Origin of the sequence: Membranihabitans marinus, from assembly GCF_021729155.1 — a bacterium.
In the GTDB taxonomy this organism is placed as follows: Bacteria; Bacteroidota; Bacteroidia; order Chitinophagales; family Saprospiraceae; genus Membranihabitans; species Membranihabitans marinus.
This window is the reverse complement of the sequence record NZ_JAJQYA010000001.1, coordinates 244,790-262,092: the sequence shown is the minus strand read 5'-3', so window position 1 is coordinate 262,092 and position 17,303 is coordinate 244,790. Positions and strand designations below refer to the sequence as shown.

Genomic DNA, 17,303 nt, shown 5'->3' with positions numbered 1-17,303 from the left:
GTCTTATAATCCAGTACTAATTCTTAATCGAAATTGAAATGGGCGCGGATAAATACCATCATCAACACCATCATAGTGCTCAGGAGTTAATCCACTATAAGAAGTTAAATAACCCAAATTGAAAAATTCTAGGGCTATTCTACTGAAACTTAAACCAACTTTATCATTCCAAGTCTGTGGTAGATTATAGGCAAGAGAAATCTCGCGGAATGCCAACCAATCCCCTTTCTCATAATACAATGTATTATCTGCTCCATTACTGGTTCCGAGACCGATACTGGAATTGGATGTACCTCCTAATATACGTATATGATTTCTAGGACCATTATCAAAATCTGATGCATTATCGTATCGTGGAATAGTAGCAATGTCCCCTTCATTTCTCCAGATTTCATCGCTCAAAACATCGGTCACCGTCATTACGTTATTCCTAGCATTGGCATTGGCTCTGGCTCTCCACCCATTACTGATCATATGGCCAGCTGCCCAATCTAAATTGAAACGAAGCGAGAAATTTTTATATCCAAAAGTATTCAACCAACCTCCTCGTTTATTTGGGTCGCGATAACCAACAAAAATAACATCACGCTGATCAATTATATTATCGCCATTTATGTCATTCCATATTGCGTCCCCTCCGTGTTTACGACCACCATATAGCGCGCGGTATCCACCTGACATCAGTAAATCTTCCGGAGCAGACTCTGCTTCAGCATCAGTACTATAAACACCTAAAAACTCAAAAGCGTAAAGTCCATAAGGGCGTTCTCCTTCGGCTAACCCACCTACTTGGATTTCATTACCATTTTCATCCCAAATTACACCTCCACCAATTCTATTTTTATCATTTTCATTCTCTGGCAATTCGATAATGGCTAAATTATTAAAGGCAACATTAAAATTCATATCCCATACAAATCCTCCTCTTTCTAATATTCTTCCCCCCAATTCAACCTCAACACCATTATTCTTTAATTTACCAAAATTACTTCGAATAGAACTAAATCCAGTTTGAGCAGGTAATGGTTGGTTTATGAGTCGATCAGAAGTTACTTTTGAATAGTAGTCCACTAAAAGATTGAACCTATTGTTCATAAATCCAAAATCTAAACCAATATCTGTTGTCGTTGTGGTTTCCCATTTTAGATTAAAATTAGGTAGTCGGCTAGTAGCAGCACCTCCAATCAAACCATACGAAGTTGATGAATACAAACCTCTAGTATCTGATATACTTAGATTATCATTTCCTGCTTGCCCCCAACTGGCTCTAATTTTGAATCTACTCATATTCTTAAATGACCAAAAATCTTCTTGATGGATATTCCATCCCAATGAAACTGCTGGAAAAAATCCCCACTGATTATTCGTAGCAAACCTTGAAGATCCATCATAACGAGCACTAATACCAAATAGATACTTTGATTGAAAGTCATAATTTAACCTTCCAAAATAACTCATCAGTTTACCTTCATCGATAGAAGATGAAACACGTTCTCTTTCCGTTTCTGAAGCATTGAGTGTCGAAATAAGATCAGTTGGAGCATTGGCACCTGAACCTGAGAAATACTCGTATTTATCATTTACATATTGGCTCCCTAATAAGGCATTTATATTATGAGATTTACCCAGCAATCTATCATAAGTTAGCAATAGGTCTCCCATGAATTGATTTGTGGTATTCATTTGACGACTCATATTTCTGCTAGTAATTTCAGTCGAGGCACGTTCAAATTGATCAAGTACATATTCCTTTCTGTATACTGATGAATTTGCTTTAATAGATAAACCTTGCAAAATTTCATAATCTAAACCAAACCGAAAACTCGTTCTAAAGTTTCTATACGAATCATCCTGATACCTTAATTCATGTTCAATATTTCTAGGCGAACTATTCGACTCACCTAAAGCTGGACTCCCGTCATCGTTCCAAATTCGATAAGTATGAGGCATCCTAGATGAACGATTTATTGTATTATTGGCACTTCTTGGTCTGGCTATATCATCAAATTGATAATTAAATCCTGATTCAATTTTTAAATTTTCACGAAGATTATATACTCCATTTGCCAATGCGGTAAACCTATCAGATGCCGTTCCCTGAACCGTACCATCCATTCCCAAATACCCTAAACTTAAATTATAGTATCCATTTTCACTTCCTCCTGATGCATTTAGATTTACATCATGAGAAGTCCCCATTTGGAATAAATGATCCTCATCATATTGGTTATCTTTAAATAAAATGGTTTTATTAGTAACAGGATCCATCATCGTTGAGTATCCTTGTTCATTAATTAAACGATCAACATATGTTTGACCTTCAACAGCTAATAGATCGTCTAAGAATACTGTACTTACTCTTTCAAAACCATATTCACCAACTCTAGATATCTCTTGTGTAGAATAACCAAACTTAGTATCGTGTAACCTCTCTCCTGGATTACCTAAATTGATACCTCTTGCTGCAGCTTCCCTTGATACTCTAATATAATCTTCAGCGCTGGTAAAAGGATAAAGATTATTTTGTTGATCAATTCCGTAACTATAATTGACCTTAATATTACTGCCCAAGCCACCTTTTCCGGTTTTTGTAGTCACCAATATAACACCATTAGCTGCTCTCGCTCCATAAATAGCTGTAGAGGCAGCATCTTTCAAGACTTGAATCGATTCAATATCATTGGGGTTAATACCGACTAAATCTTCTCTAAAGACTCCATCAATTACATATAGAGGTTCATTAGCAGCATCCCTTGAATTAGGAGTAGTTCCCCCTCTAATGAACACTTGTGCTCCATCTCCAGGTTGCCCCGATGTTACATTTACACTAAGACCGGCGGCTTTACCTTGTAAAGATTGAACTGGGTTGGCAGCTGTAGTGTTTTCCAATGCTGAACTACTAATCTTAGATACCGAAGAGGTCATAACTTCACGGGATTGAGTCCCATATCCCACTACCACTACTTCGTCCAATAATTCGGAAGACTGTATAAGTACGACCTCAATCACAGAATTTCCATTGACTTCCACTTCTTGTGTGTTGTAACCAATATAAGACACCTCCAAAACTGCTTGATTCGAAGAAACTGTCAATTGAAAATTTCCATCAAAATCTGATGTCGTACCATTATTACTTCCTTTTTCTAAAACGGTGGCACCGATTAAGGCGTTGCCCTCCACATCTAACAATTGACCAGAGACTTCAAAACTAGACTGAGCTTGAGCCTGACCGATCATAAAAAAAAGTCCAATGAAGGTTAATAGTAGTGGACTAGTAGAGGATTTTATCCTCATCCATAGCCGACTACTCGATGAAAAGTGTCGATTTTTTTTCATAATACCTATTCCTATTTGTATGTTTATAACTAATTGTAGGACAAATATAAATGAAAATTTCAATTACAATCAAATGTTTTGATAAAAAAATTTAAATAGACAGATTGTATCATCATTGAACATATATGGCAATCATTATATGGAAAACACAGCTGATAGTCTAAGCTTTTCAAAATGAACAGATTAAGCGCAAAATGTCCGATAACAAATGATAAACACGGATAGGCTATTTTAAATTTGCTACTATGATAAGAATAAGCAGTACTATATTGACAATGCTAGGAATGACATAATATTATGCGATATGAAAGAATTGGAAGGGTTGAGGTATTGTGCATCCGACATTATTGACAAAAAACAACTTCTACAAAATCACTGCAATTTTACAAAACCAACAATCCGATTAATCCCAAAAGCATTTTAAAGTGTCGGTTAAGATTTTGAATGACTGAGCGCAGTTGCCAGTTAGGGCAGCCAAAGGTCGTAAATCGCCCTTTGATGAAGATGACCGAATGATGGTAGAAACCTAATCCAATTTGTTTATTACCCATTTTATTACCTGTTCTTTATAGTATGAATTCAATAGGTTATAGGTAGATAATCAATTTAAAGTTTTCAGAAAGAAAAAGAACCGAGCACCATGGTATTACCATTGTGCTCGGTTCTGCAATGTTATTTTAAATACCAAAATATCCGATTGCATATTCCAGCATTACATTGATCGAAATAAAAAATCTATTGTCAATGTAATTAATATATAAGACTAATCGAATATTTAAATTAACCTTAGGCCATCGAACTGTTATTATGGTTTATATATCAGGTGAATCGGTTTTACCTATTTTATATATCTTTTTCAAAATTAGCAACTTCCTCAAATTCTGTAGACCCTTTCAATAATTTACCCAATCTCGGTTGTCTGTTGTTATATACTTCTACTGCATTGGCATCGGCATATCTCATAAAAAGAATTCTTCTATCTCTACTTTTTGAAAAATTGCCCCTAGATTGGTGTAAAGTCCAACAGTGGAAAAATATAGTTTCCCCAGCTTTCATAGGAATAGGAATAGCCTCACTTTCATCTACTTCTAAGTCAATAGTTACTGTTTGCTCTTTTCTATCCTTTTTAAATAGCTGACTTACGTCTATTTGACCTTGTTTATGACTCCCCGGAATGATTCTCAGACATCCATTTTCCTCATCAACATCTTCTAAAGCAGTTAGGGAACTTATAGTATTGTAAGGATCTAACTCACCATATCCATTATCTTGATGCCATGCAAAGGATTTGGTATTTCCCCTCATTTTAAAAGTGAGTTGAGATGTTGCAGCCTTGATATTGGGTCCAATTACCTGAGTCATTACATCTGGAATTGGTCCTTCGAAATAGAAGTCTCTTACTATCTTCGATTTTTTATGAATATCAACTAGTAACGCATTTTGCAACCAATTTTTTTCCTCATTGTAGTCTTCCTTTTCTTTTTTCCAAGCATCCATACACTCCGAAATCATTTTAGCAAGTCCAGTGTCTGTCAGTGTTTTTCCTAAATGTAAATAACCGTTTTCGTTGTAAAATTCAATTTGTTCGACAGTCAATCTTTTATCAATAAATAATTGATTTGCGTTCATGTTTTTTAATTATGGGTTTAAAAATAAAATTTCGTTTTATCTACATGCCACTATACTTAATCACATTATAAATGGCATTATATTCTATTCCATATAGTCAATAATAAAATATATGCACTCTTATCACAATGGCCTCATATTTGAATTCAAAATCACCATGCACATATATTTTTATAATTCATCAGGGTCTAGTTAACTGATTACGAAAACTCATCTCAGCCCTTTGTTTTAAGCCACTCAATATTTAAACGAATACAATTCAAAGCCTTGTTTTTACCTTTTTCGTATAACACCAATACTGATTTGTCGGGTAGTACTGCCATATCACTATACATTGCGTTCCCCTTATCTATGGTCTTGGCTATCGGCCAAGTTTCCCCATTATCTTCACTCAATCGAACCACTAGATTCTTTCTACCTTCTAAAGACTCATTTTTACTGTACAATAAGTAATCTTGTTGGTTATAATTCATTGCGATTACACTGCCATCGCATTGGTTGGATTTAGGAAAATTCTTGTCAATTCCTAATACATCCCATTGCATCCCATGGTCTTTGCTAATGGCTATGACTCTGTGATTATTTTTTTCTTTGGGATCATCGTTGGTATATCTTCCGTTTAAATAAACATCTCCATTACTGAGTTGGGCCATTCGAGATTCATTTAAATTGAATTCCTCTCCAAATGATGATCCATATTTCCATGATGTACCGTGATCATCACTATAAATTGTACAGACACCATATTTTCTTTCGTCAGCTAAAATCTTACCTTCGTGCAAGATGCCGAGTGCTTTTCTGTTCCATACTTGCAGCAGTAATCTACCGTTGGACAATTGAATGCCATGACCTGGTCCAGGCATATGGAAGGCACGCCCCATATAATCACATGGAAATCCATTTTCATCAACTATCCAATTCCCATCGTCACCCTGATTAGGTGTACCGTCTTTTTTGGAATTCAATACTTGAGTTACCTCAACACGATTAGACCATGTGAGACCATCATCTTCACTGTACTTGTAAAAAACTCGAGTGTAACGTTGGAGATTCTGCCCCTCAATATCTCCCTCACTTAAAGCATAAAAAAAAAATATTCTACCCGTTATTTTATCGACTAGAGGTGCAATATTAGTCCATACTTCTCGCTTTCCCTTTTCAGTAGTTAAGTAATGTTGATTTTGATTGTTGGCCCAAAAACTACCATCATTGACCTCAATGTATATGTTGTCTGACCAAGATTCACCTTGATCGATACTTCGTTTAAGAACTAAAGATTTTGGATCCGCATCCCCAAATTCATTTCTTTCCTCAGCAAAAGCGAGGGCAGTTCCTTGCGGAGTAACGACTATTCCAGGTATCCTGTATCCATCTACATCGTTTTCTCCAGCAGCCCAAACGGCAACACTTTTAAAAAGTGAAGAAGAGGAATTTTGGCAAGAATTCATTAGGAAAATTAAAATAATACATCCTATAATTTGACAATTTTTACTACTCATTTTTTTTTAAATTTAGGTATAATATCTATCCAGCAAATTGAAGATTTATTCAATAAATACTGTGCCCTCCCATCGGAAAAAAAGTCAATTGCCTATTCATTCAAATAAAGATTCTTTGTTTAATTCAACTTCAGATCCGATAAATTCTTGGATTTTAGGCAAAAATTCATGGCCTGACAAATTGATTACCTCCTTTTCCAAATCTACATACCATTGATCATCTTTTGATCCGTTGACTTCGAAACCCACTACAGTCATCAAATCTTTTGTAATTGTTTTGATCCCTTTACTATCGCGAATGACTGTTATTAATTTCCTGCCAGAATAGTTAAGGTCTGCTATGACTTGATCGTATAATTCTCTAATATAGATTGTCTCAAAATTCATAAAAACAAAAACTTTTGATACAAAAAAAGTAGTCCAATCATAGTATAAAGCAGCGATCTAGTGATAGAATATATCCTTAACTTAAAGCCGACTGAGTAATAAAAGTGTCGTTTTTTTATATTGTATATTTATACAAATTGTAGAACAAATATACAATTTTTATAAATACCACTATATAATTTTTGTATAATTTATTTACTAAAATATTCTTTAAATAACACGCAAAATTGCCTTATTAATAGTAAGCTTTTAACTATAAAAAATTGTCCAATAAAATAAATTCTAAAATCAAATTGAGGAACTATTCAATAATGTTTAAAGCCATTAATAATCCATCTTAAAATTAGATTTCAAACTATTGATATACAGCTGTCAACTCGGTAGGTTTTACTAGACTTATACCAAATTCATTTATAATTTTTTTAACTGAAACCTATTTCATATATCCTTTACTAAATCAATAAATTATATTTATTCATGTGCATATTTCCTTTTATTAAAAGATATAAACATATGCATCGACCTTATTTTAACAAAGATGAAGATCAATCCTTAAAAAGCATACCCTGCGTTTATCGTTTCCCAATTTTGTCATAACTTCGGATTCCATATAAACATATGCACTGTATTGTCAATAGTCAAACAAATATTAAGAGATGAATCCATTAGAAGTTTTTCAATCCCTTATCGGAAAAGAATTTTCCAATTCCCCATCACCATTTATGCGATGGCTGAAGCCTGTAGTGGTTTCAGCTGAAGTCGGCCACCTCGAGTTTAAATATGTAGTCAGACAAGAATGGCTCAATCCCATGGCTATATTACACGGTGGAATCACAGCCGGAATAATCGATGACATCATTGGTGCCACCCTTATATCATTCAATGAAATCAACTACTACACCACCATTAACAACACCATCGACTATTTTTCTATAGCTAGAGAAGGCGATATCATTATCGCAGAAACCGCCATCGTTAAAAAAGGAAACCAAATCGTCAATGTAGAATGTATAGTGTGGAATGAAGACAAAAGCCGAATGATAGCCAAAGGTCAATCCAACTTAATGAAGATCCATCCAAAAAAATAAAAATAGATCTATAAAATAATGATATTTCCATGTTTTATCCCAAAGTCCTTCGCATTTTCAAAAGGAAGGACTTAATAAAACACCATCATTACAATAAAATACCAAAATAACCATCAACACCAGCTGACTTCCACCATTTATCCAATATTCAAAACGATGCTGAGCCTTACAAATCCCGCACAAACAGCTGATTAACATTGCTTATTTGGAATCTATCTAAACAATAATTTTAATATCTTCACGACATAAATCCATTTTCAATAGAATTGGAGTTTATGTTGCCACCTATTTGCTAGAAATCATTGAACCTTATCATTCAATAAATCGAATCTATGAACATCATCAAATTAGTATTGCCCATTATCGGATGTTTTATCCTTTATCAAAGTTGTAATAATTCAAGTCAAACACAAGATATTCCCGTCGCTGAGGCCGATGTTTTTGCTGAAGCCAAAGAAATTTATGCTGCAGTATGTTCGGGATGTCATGGAATGGAGATCGGAGCATTTGCCGATCGAAAATCTTGGAAATTTGGTGACTCCAAAGATTCTATTGCCTATGTTATAAAAACGGGAATTGTTGAAGATGGAATGCCGTCTTTTGACTCTACCTATAGCGCAGATCAAATATCATTATTGGCCGATTACATAATCGATGCCAAAGACAATGTGGCCAAATACAGAGATGCCGCTCCTATAGAATCCGATACCTTTATGTCAGAGGAATTGACCTATAGAATAGATACTGTAGTCAGTGGATTGAACAGTCCATGGGGTATGGCCTTTCTACCCAATGGCGATCTATTGGTGACGGATAAATCTGGTGAATTGTACAGAGTCGATGCCGCTGGCAAAAAAACAGAGATCAAAGGTGTACCAGAGGTGAGATACAAAGGACAAGGTGGTCTTTTAGACGTTGAATTGCACCCTGACTTTGAGACTAATCAATGGGTGTATTTATCATATGCCATCACCAAAGAAGATGATGAATCCTTGGGTAGTACTGCTATTTCGCGTGGACAGTTGAAAGGCAATGCCTTGGTCAATGTAGAGCGAATTTTTGAAGCAGTTCCCTATTTCGAAACTGGTCATCACTACGGATCGAGAATCTCTTTTGGCAACGATGGAAAAATGTATTTTTCTGTGGGAGATAGAGGAAAAAGAGATGAAAATCCGCAAAGCCTAGAAAGAGACCAAGGAAAAATCCACCGTCTAAATGATGATGGTTCTATTCCTAGCGACAACCCTTTCGCCAACCAAGACAATGCCAAAGCTTCTATATATTCATATGGACATAGAAATCCTCAAGGTATGGCAGTGCATCCTGAAACTGGTGCAATCTGGACTACAGAACACGGCCCAAGAGGAGGTGATGAAATCAATATTTCACTGCCAGGTAAAAACTTTGGATGGCCTGTTATTTCATACGGTATCAACTACAACGGTACGATATTTACCAATATCAATACCAAAGAAGGAATGGAGCAACCCCTTCATTACTGGGTACCTTCCATCGCCCCTTGCGGTATGGACTTTGTCGTAGGAGATCGCTACCCGGGCTGGGAAAACAACTTATTAGTAGGAAGTTTAAAATATAAATATCTTGACAGAGTAGTTTTGGACGGGGACAAAATAGTTCACGAAGAACCCTTGATCAAAGGCCTAGGTAGAGTTCGAAGTGTAAAAATGAGTCCTGACAACTACATCTATGTAGGCTTAGAAAATCCAGGTTTTGTGGTTAAATTAATTCCCATTACAAAATAGGATATTCCAAATTCCGTAAAAGAATACTTCTGTCAATATATAATTGTAAACGAACACTTTATCTTGAAATAAATTGTAATTCGGTTTGGTTTTAACAATTAGAATCAAAAATTGAATCAGTAGTATTTGAATAAAACCTATATTTGTTTGGATTTTGTAAATCTTTAAAATCAGGAGTTATCGCTTTCAAGACTAGATCCAACGGAAAATTGTTATTAACTGGCGAGTATTTTGTACTTGAAGGAGCCTTGGCATTATCTGCTCCCCTAAAATGGGGTCAGACCATGAAGGTCACCGAAAGTTCAGGTTCGGATCTGCGATGGGTCACATTGGACCATGAGGGGAAAAAATGGTTTGAATGCATCTTAAACCTTATCGATTTTTCTATTGAAAAGACCAATGATGAAGAGAAAGCCAAATTTATCCAACAATTGGTAACCTCTTTAATACAGCTCAATTCCGATTTTTTATCCAAATGGAAAAAATACAAAGTGGACTGTGTTTTGGAATTCAATCCCGCTTGGGGATTTGGCTCCAGTTCTACCCTGATCACCAATCTAGCCACATGGGCAGAAGTATCCCCATTTGAACTCTTTTTTGAAACTCAAGTAGGATCGGGATTTGATATTGCTTCGGCCATGGCTGATGCCCCAATATTGTATCAAAAAGACGATGAATCCTTAACCTTTGAAGAAATTGATCTATCACAAGTAGTTATCGATCATTCTGTGGTCTTTTATCGAGGCAATAAAGTAAATAGTCACGGTGCGGTGGAAAAATGGAAGATGGGTAAAAAAGTAAAATCGGTTGATATCGATCAAATGAATTCCCTATCCAATGCCATTACCAATTGCAATTCTGTATCCACTTACCAAGATGCCGTAAAAGAACACGAACTATTGGTAAAAAAATATATAGATGTCGACTGTATTCAATCACAATTCAGTGACTATGAGGGAACAATGAAGTCCTTGGGAGCATGGGGTGGCGATTTTGGTTTGGCTGTTCATGAAGATGCCGACTACACATTACAATATCTAAAAACAAAGGGAATAGATACTGCGTTTAAACTAGGTGATATATTGTTGACCTAGCCGAGTAAGGATTTACGTCATTTAGATTAGAAATATTATTCTATATGTTCGATACGCCAAAGATCGATACCGATCAAAAAGCTCTAGAAATAAATTTAAACCAAAAGATATATGGCACTTTTGCAGAAATAGGTGCCGGCCAAGAAGTCGCTCGATTTTTCTTTAAGGTGGGCGCAGCTGCGGGAACCATTGTCAAAACCATGTCGGCCTACGATAAAATATTTTCGGATCGAATTTATGGTACCGAATCATCGGGACGATATGTCTGTGAATCTAGATTATACAAAATGCTAGATCACGAATACGAACTCCTGCTCGATCGTCTGCAATCCAAAATAGATCAAAAAACTTTCTTCGCCTTCGCAGACACTATTGAAGCCATTAATTACCAAAAAACCAATCGCGGCCACGGCTGGTTGGGACTTAGGTTTCAATTACATCCAGGTGGAGAATTGAACGAGCTCGTAGTCCATGCCAAGATGAATGATGGTGATGCCCAACTCCAAGCCTCGGCCATAGGAATTCTCGGTGTCAATATGTTATACGCCGCCTACTATCATTACAACGAACCGGAAAAATTCGTTTCATCGCTTCACGACCACCTTCAAGACAGGGTATCTGTCGACATGATTAGACTATCCGGTCCCGACTTTGACCATCAACCCGGTGGAGATTGGGACAATCGAGTTCTAACTTATTATTTGGTTAAGAATAAACTTACAGAAGTTGCCGTATTTGACCAAGAGGGTAAATCCATTCATCCCTCTGAATTTTTGTATAGAAAAGCATTAATGGTCGTCCGCGGTCACTTTCGACCTCCTACTTTAGTTACAGAAGATGTATTTGACAAAAGTTTCCAAATGTTTATTCGGGATCAAGCGGTTCACCCTTCAGCTTGTGAAATGGTGGCAGAATTGACCCTAGACAATTTAACAAAAAATGGAAGAATAGATATCGACGATTTTTTAGCGCGCTCCGAGATGATCAATGCCATGGGATATAAAACCATAGTTTCTGACTGTAACACCCATCAAACTCTAATCAATTATCTATCAGATTACAAAATCAATAAATTGGGGATAGTAATTGGGATTCGAGAATTGCGAAAACTCATTACCTCTATTTATGAAAAACATCAAGACGGCACACTATTGGTAGCTTTCGGTAAGCTATTTACCCACAATATCAAAGTATTTACCTATCCTGCCCTAGATGATGAACTCAACAATTTGATCACCTTGGACAATATGCAACTACCTGATGGCATTAAATTCTTGTACCGTTTTTTAATTGATCAACAATTATTGGTACAGGTAGAAAATTATAATAGAGAGATATTGAGTATTATACCTCATGGAGTATTTACAATGATAAAAAATGCCGAACCGGGTTGGGAAAGATATGTATCTCCTAAATTAGTAGACATCATAAAACAGAATCAATTGTTCTATTACAATGACGCAAAGCTTTAGAATACCATATGAAGATTAAATTTGGCATCCTCATCCTAAGTATGGCCTGTCTGTATAGCAGCAGCTGTGATTTTTCTAGTAATCAATCTATAAGTGCTGCCGAATCTATGGACTTGACCACGGCAACCAATCAAGATACCGTAAAATACAAAACAAATCTACGCCCCATCGATACCAGTATATCGTATATTATGGGACATTTTAATCCCGCATTAGATAGCAATTTTATAGAAATAGATATTTCCTATGCCGATAGAAAAGGTATGTGGATTAGAAAGGATACTTATGAGGCATTTCAAAAAATGTATGCTGCAGCCTTAAAGGAAGGGATAAAATTGCAGATCCGATCGGCCACCAGAAATTTTGAATATCAAAAGGGAATTTGGGAACGCAAATGGACAGGACAAACGCCTGTAAATAATGGAGAAAGACTAAATAAGTCAACCCCTGACCCCGTCCAACGGGCTCTCAAGATATTGCGCTATAGTTCCATGCCTGGTACGTCCAGACATCATTGGGGTACTGACATTGATTTTAATAGCTTTAACAATGATTACTTTGCCAGCGGAGAAGGAAAGAAACTTTACGATTGGCTCAATATTCATGGGCCTGAATACGGGTTTTTACAGCCTTATACGCCTTTTGACAATGAGAGGATCAATGGTTACCAAGAAGAAAAATGGCATTGGAGTTTTTATCCGGTATCCAAACCTTTAACCCAGGCTGCACTAAATACAATGACAGATAGTGACATCAGTGGATTTCTAGGTTCAGAAACTGCTGCGGAAATATCAGTAGTGCAAAAATACATCCTTGGCATTCACCCTAAACTATTAAAATAATATAATTTAAACTTAGAATAAACCACTAAACAATTTGCTACAACAAACATTATACATATAAATTCACATAAATGTCATATACGCTATCCAACATGATGCCTTTACAGACCAAGGCGCCAGATTTCACATTGCTCGATGTCACTGATGGACAAAAAAAATCACTGTCTGATTTGGCCTCAGATCGAGCAACCGTTATTATTTTTTTGTGTAATCATTGTCCCTATGTGATTCATTTGTTTCGCGATATCGTTGATACGGCTAATGCCTACATCGATCAAGGGGTTTCCTTTATAGCAATTTCTTCTAACGATGCAGAAAAATATCCAGATGATGGTCCAGACAATATGAATCTAATAGCGCGAGTTCTTCAGTTTCCATTTCCTTACCTCTATGATGAAGATCAGTCTGTAGCTAAAGCATACGATGCGGCCTGTACTCCAGACTTTTATATTTTCGATAAGGATCTCAAATTATCATATCGCGGTCAATACGACGATTCAAGACCTAAAAAGGATATTCCAGTTACTGGTAGAGATTTTAAACAAGCTTTAGACGCTATTTTGAATGGAGAAAAAGTCAATGAGAGACAGGTTCCTAGCGGTGGATGCAACATCAAGTGGAAAACTTAAACTTAAGTTAACATTGGACGTAGAAAGAGACCTTGGCTTTTTCGTAATTTTGCCATTCATAAAACGCTTGTATGTTAAATCCAGAAATTGTGATGTGGGTAGGTTTTATTTTAGCCTCTTACGCAGTAGTCGGAAATGATTCAATTCAAACTCTGGGTACCTTTATCAATTCAAATGGTAAAAAAAAGTGGTATGTTCTTTGGGCATTTGCCGGGATCATCCTAACTGGCACCCTGATTTATGGCTGGTACATTAACAATGGAGATGTTTCATATGCAAGATTATCGAAATACCCCATGCCTGAACCTATGGCATGGTACTATATTCTACCCCCATTAGTATTGATGTTTATTACAAGAGTCGGCATTCCGGTGAGTACTTCCTTTATGGTATTGACTTTCTTTAGCCCGAAAAACCTCAATGACATGATGTTCAAATCCTTGCTGGGTTACATTGTAGCATTTGCGGGAGCTTTTATTGTGTACTTAATTATCACAAATTGGGTAGAGAAAAAATTTCTTTCCAACGGCATTACCAATAAATCTAAAAAAACTTGGACCATCCTTCAATGGGTAGCCACAGGATTTCTTTGGTCTCAATGGCTCATTCAGGATTTTGCCAATATATACGCATATCTACCGCGTAAAATTAGCTTCAACGAACTGTTATTATCCCTCACAATTATACTTTCTATGTTGGCCTACATCTTCTACAGTAAAGGTGGAGCCATTCAAAAAATTGTCAAATCTAAAACCAATACCGCAGACATTCGATCAGCTACCATTGTTGATTTTATCTATGCCCTAGTATTACTCTACTTTAAGGAATTAAATAATTTACCGATGAGTACAACTTGGGTATTTATTGGATTATTGGCCGGTAGAGAATTGGCCATTAGAGTACGATTAAATAACCTATCGGGAGCGACATGGAAAAATGTAGGTGCAGATTTGGCTAAGGTTACCTTGGGATTAGTCGTATCGATTGCCTTAGTCTTTCTTATTCGATGGATGGCCGACGGTCAAATAAACTTGCCTTTAATTGGTTTGATTACTCGATAAATAAGATCTCAATTTCATATTGCTAATGCTGATATATACTAAAATATATTAAGGCATAGTTATTGTACTGCTGTTGTCATCATTATTAGTGACTAGGGAAACGATTTATCTATGAAACACTTATCCGCTTTACTATTTATATTTAGCCTTTTTTTGTTGGGAAGCTGTAACAATGAGAAAACTCAAGTAAATGCATTATCCGAACAGGCGAAGCTTAAATTAAAGGAGACTAAAATGGAAGAATCGGGACTGGAAGAACTCGAGGAATTTCATACCGAATACGCCAAAAAATGTGGTGGATACTTTTCCCTCGACGAAATCAGAATGAAGGATAAGTTATGTATCTTCAAAACCGATATGAATGACTACGGCATCATCATGTCTGAAGGCAAAGAGATTAAGTTAGATATCATCTACAACCGTCAAGTAGCCGCCTATCACCGTCTTTTAAAGTTTAAGGGGCATAATATCAGAATAGAATTGGAAATCAAAGAAGAACACAAGTTACCCGGTGGATGGATAGAATACAAAGGATCTATGAAGGTCGATGGGGGAGAATACCGAGATGTTATTCAACTCGTCGGGGTTGGGAAATGCTAGACCATTCGATTTTTTCTACACTATACCACTATTCTTTTAATATCAAATAAATTTATCACTCCATGGTGATCTTTCCTCTATCCAAATAATCTTGATAGGCTGTCTGAGTAATAGCCTTACCTAATTCTTCCAGTTCATCAGCTCTACGACCTTGTTTGGATATGGAACTATTGATATTGTAATCGAATAATACCGCATTTTTCTTGTCTAATATACCGAAGCCATTATTGTATATATATTGGGCATAGTGACGATCAGCTTCATGCAAAATATTCTGACTCCATACAAACTCACTAGTCTGACCACCAAGTAAATCCAATAAAGAATAACTCAAATCTATTTGTGAGCCGATATTTTCGACGATTCGTCCAGGATTTTTTACCGCTCCTCCAGTCCATATCATAGGAATATGGTATTTGGCCGGAGAATTGTAAGGGTCGGGATGTTTAGGCAATGGATTACCGTGGTCAGCAGTGATTATGACTAAGGTATTTTCCCACCAAGGTTGTTTTCTAGCTTCATCGAGAAAATCAGCTAAGGCTTGATCTGTGTAAGCCAAAGAACTGAGATACTTATTTTCTTTGGTATCCATGCCAAACTTTTGTGGACCGGGAAACTCATATGGCTCATGACTGGTCAAAGTCAATACAATATTGAAAAATGGTTTTGAGAATCGATATTCTCCCATATCTTTCAATACCCTATTAAATAAAATATGATCGTGAGCCCCCCACTTTGAATTCCAATTTTTTCTTTGAAATTGGTTCCCACCAATCACTTCTGAAATACCTGCTGACTTAAGGTAGGTATTCATGTTGCCAAAATTGGTATTGCCTCCATAATAAAACTTGGTGTCGTACCCCAAAGCATTCATTTCTAAGGGCAACATGGGCAAGGATTTAGACTTATTGGGCACCTTGATAATAGATTTTTGAGTCTGAGGATAATATCCACTCAACAAACTAATCAAACCTTTGTCAGTGCGATCTCCATTGGCATAAAAATTGGTAAATAGCAAACCTTCAGCAGCATATCGATTTAAATTTTCAGTCACCGTAGCTAATCCCCCTAATGGTCTTACAGCCTTTGCCGTCAATCCCTCCCATATAATCAACAATACATTGGGCTTGGTCAAATTCAACCATTCTCCTTTCTCCTCATTGGATAATGGAGCTCGCAAATCAGCAATATAAGATTGCCACTTTTCATTGGCCAACTGCATTTCCATATCATTAAATGGATTACTCGTATCATAGGTGCGGTCGATGAAAGAATGGGTAAAATTCCATGCAAAGTTTATCGCAGCATGATTGGCATACATATGATTTGAAAAATATACATTACTCTGATTTACAGGAATGGTCTGAAAACCACCTCTTATCGGTAGAATTAAAGCCACCCATAAGAATAAATATAAGGACAATTCTCCTAACTGCGGTTTTAAAACTGGTTTCATCATTTGGTATCCCAATCGATTAAACAGTTTTAATATTATCCATACTACGGCTAAATAGAATAAAATGGCCCAAACTAATTGAGTATAATTAATTGAGGCCAACATTTCCTTGGGTGTGTTTAGATAATTAATCGGTGTGGAATCGAGTCGGATTCCCCATGCCTCGTATAATCCCATATCCACGATCATCAATGCCGACAATATAATCACAAAAAAAGTGGTATATATTTTTATCCCTTTATTTATCCATGTTTTAAAAATATAAAACGAAACAATGTAAAATAGAAAGGGCAATACCGATAAATAAGCCGCAAAAGAAATATCCAAAATCAACCCATAAAAAAAACTACCTGCTATTGTTTGAAGATCTAATTGTATAGTCTGGGAAAGGTGAAACAACATAAAAAGTCCCCTTGCCAATACAAAATATAACAGCCACATTAAAAT

13 protein-coding genes are annotated in these 17,303 nt (G+C 36.2%); 8 read left to right on the top strand and 5 right to left on the bottom strand.

All coding sequences use genetic code 11. The features are described from left to right. Positions 1-3: 3 nt before the first annotated feature. The 4 genes from LVD51_RS00920 to LVD51_RS00905 form a co-directional block, all read right to left on the bottom strand. Complete coding sequence (locus LVD51_RS00920) at positions 4-3,336, bottom strand: SusC/RagA family TonB-linked outer membrane protein (RefSeq protein WP_236969288.1); 3,333 nt, start codon at positions 3,334-3,336, stop codon at positions 4-6. An 843-nt stretch (positions 3,337-4,179) separates the two neighbouring features. Beyond that, positions 4,180-4,965: a phytanoyl-CoA dioxygenase family protein gene (locus LVD51_RS00915; RefSeq protein ID WP_236969287.1), complete on the bottom strand. Its 786-nt coding sequence runs from the start codon at positions 4,963-4,965 to the stop codon at positions 4,180-4,182. A gap of 215 nt (positions 4,966-5,180) precedes the next feature. Further along, positions 5,181-6,413, bottom strand: coding sequence for a sialidase family protein (locus LVD51_RS00910; protein ID WP_236969286.1), 1,233 nt, complete (start codon positions 6,411-6,413; stop codon positions 5,181-5,183). Between the two features lie 147 nt (positions 6,414-6,560). Next, the gene (locus LVD51_RS00905) at positions 6,561-6,851 is read right to left on the bottom strand and encodes a hypothetical protein (RefSeq protein ID WP_236969285.1); all 291 of its coding nucleotides are present in this window, start codon (positions 6,849-6,851) and stop codon (positions 6,561-6,563) included. A 656-nt stretch (positions 6,852-7,507) separates the two neighbouring features. Between LVD51_RS00905 and LVD51_RS00900 the strand changes: the two genes are divergently transcribed. From LVD51_RS00900 to LVD51_RS00865, 8 genes are all read left to right on the top strand, one after another. Further along, complete coding sequence (locus LVD51_RS00900; protein ID WP_236969284.1) at positions 7,508-7,939, top strand: PaaI family thioesterase; 432 nt, start codon at positions 7,508-7,510, stop codon at positions 7,937-7,939. Between the two features lie 332 nt (positions 7,940-8,271). After that, positions 8,272-9,702, top strand: a complete 1,431-nt coding sequence (locus LVD51_RS00895) for a PQQ-dependent sugar dehydrogenase (protein ID WP_236969283.1) — start codon at positions 8,272-8,274, stop codon at positions 9,700-9,702. A gap of 143 nt (positions 9,703-9,845) precedes the next feature. Continuing rightward, entirely contained in the window at positions 9,846-10,796 is a 951-nt protein-coding gene (locus LVD51_RS00890) for a GYDIA family GHMP kinase (RefSeq protein WP_236969282.1), read from the top strand. Positions 10,797-10,840: 44 nt separating this feature from the next. After that, the gene (locus LVD51_RS00885) at positions 10,841-12,268 is read left to right on the top strand and encodes a TonB-dependent receptor (protein ID WP_236969281.1); all 1,428 of its coding nucleotides are present in this window, start codon (positions 10,841-10,843) and stop codon (positions 12,266-12,268) included. A gap of 8 nt (positions 12,269-12,276) precedes the next feature. After that, complete coding sequence (locus LVD51_RS00880) at positions 12,277-13,110, top strand: M15 family metallopeptidase (RefSeq protein ID WP_236969280.1); 834 nt, start codon at positions 12,277-12,279, stop codon at positions 13,108-13,110. 71 nt (positions 13,111-13,181) lie between these two features. Beyond that, complete coding sequence (locus tag LVD51_RS00875; protein ID WP_236969279.1) at positions 13,182-13,739, top strand: thioredoxin family protein; 558 nt, start codon at positions 13,182-13,184, stop codon at positions 13,737-13,739. 71 nt (positions 13,740-13,810) lie between these two features. Next, entirely contained in the window at positions 13,811-14,800 is a 990-nt protein-coding gene (locus tag LVD51_RS00870) for a hypothetical protein (RefSeq protein ID WP_236969278.1), read from the top strand. 111 nt (positions 14,801-14,911) lie between these two features. Continuing rightward, entirely contained in the window at positions 14,912-15,400 is a 489-nt protein-coding gene (locus tag LVD51_RS00865) for a hypothetical protein (RefSeq protein ID WP_236969277.1), read from the top strand. A gap of 55 nt (positions 15,401-15,455) precedes the next feature. Here the strand turns inward: LVD51_RS00865 and LVD51_RS00860 are convergent, their stop codons facing one another. Further along, positions 15,456-17,297, bottom strand: a complete 1,842-nt coding sequence (locus tag LVD51_RS00860) for an LTA synthase family protein (protein ID WP_236969276.1) — start codon at positions 17,295-17,297, stop codon at positions 15,456-15,458. Positions 17,298-17,303 lie beyond the last annotated feature (6 nt).

Bases quoted from the DNA above. Each gene is read 5' to 3' on its own strand.
- LVD51_RS00920 (WP_236969288.1), bottom strand. From the start codon at position 3,336: ATGAAAAAAAATCGACACTTTTCATCGAGTAGTCGGCTATGGATGAGG.
- LVD51_RS00915 (WP_236969287.1), bottom strand. From the start codon at position 4,965: ATGAACGCAAATCAATTATTTATTGATAAAAGATTGACTGTCGAACAA.
- LVD51_RS00910 (WP_236969286.1), bottom strand. From the start codon at position 6,413: ATGAATTCTTGCCAAAATTCCTCTTCTTCACTTTTTAAAAGTGTTGCC.
- LVD51_RS00905 (WP_236969285.1), bottom strand. From the start codon at position 6,851: ATGAATTTTGAGACAATCTATATTAGAGAATTATACGATCAAGTCATA.
- LVD51_RS00900 (WP_236969284.1), top strand. From the start codon at position 7,508: ATGAATCCATTAGAAGTTTTTCAATCCCTTATCGGAAAAGAATTTTCC.
- LVD51_RS00895 (WP_236969283.1), top strand. From the start codon at position 8,272: ATGAACATCATCAAATTAGTATTGCCCATTATCGGATGTTTTATCCTT.
- LVD51_RS00885 (WP_236969281.1), top strand. From the start codon at position 10,841: ATGTTCGATACGCCAAAGATCGATACCGATCAAAAAGCTCTAGAAATA.
- LVD51_RS00880 (WP_236969280.1), top strand. From the start codon at position 12,277: ATGAAGATTAAATTTGGCATCCTCATCCTAAGTATGGCCTGTCTGTAT.
- LVD51_RS00875 (WP_236969279.1), top strand. From the start codon at position 13,182: ATGTCATATACGCTATCCAACATGATGCCTTTACAGACCAAGGCGCCA.
- LVD51_RS00870 (WP_236969278.1), top strand. From the start codon at position 13,811: ATGTTAAATCCAGAAATTGTGATGTGGGTAGGTTTTATTTTAGCCTCT.
- LVD51_RS00865 (WP_236969277.1), top strand. From the start codon at position 14,912: ATGAAACACTTATCCGCTTTACTATTTATATTTAGCCTTTTTTTGTTG.
- LVD51_RS00860 (WP_236969276.1), bottom strand. From the start codon at position 17,297: ATGTGGCTGTTATATTTTGTATTGGCAAGGGGACTTTTTATGTTGTTT.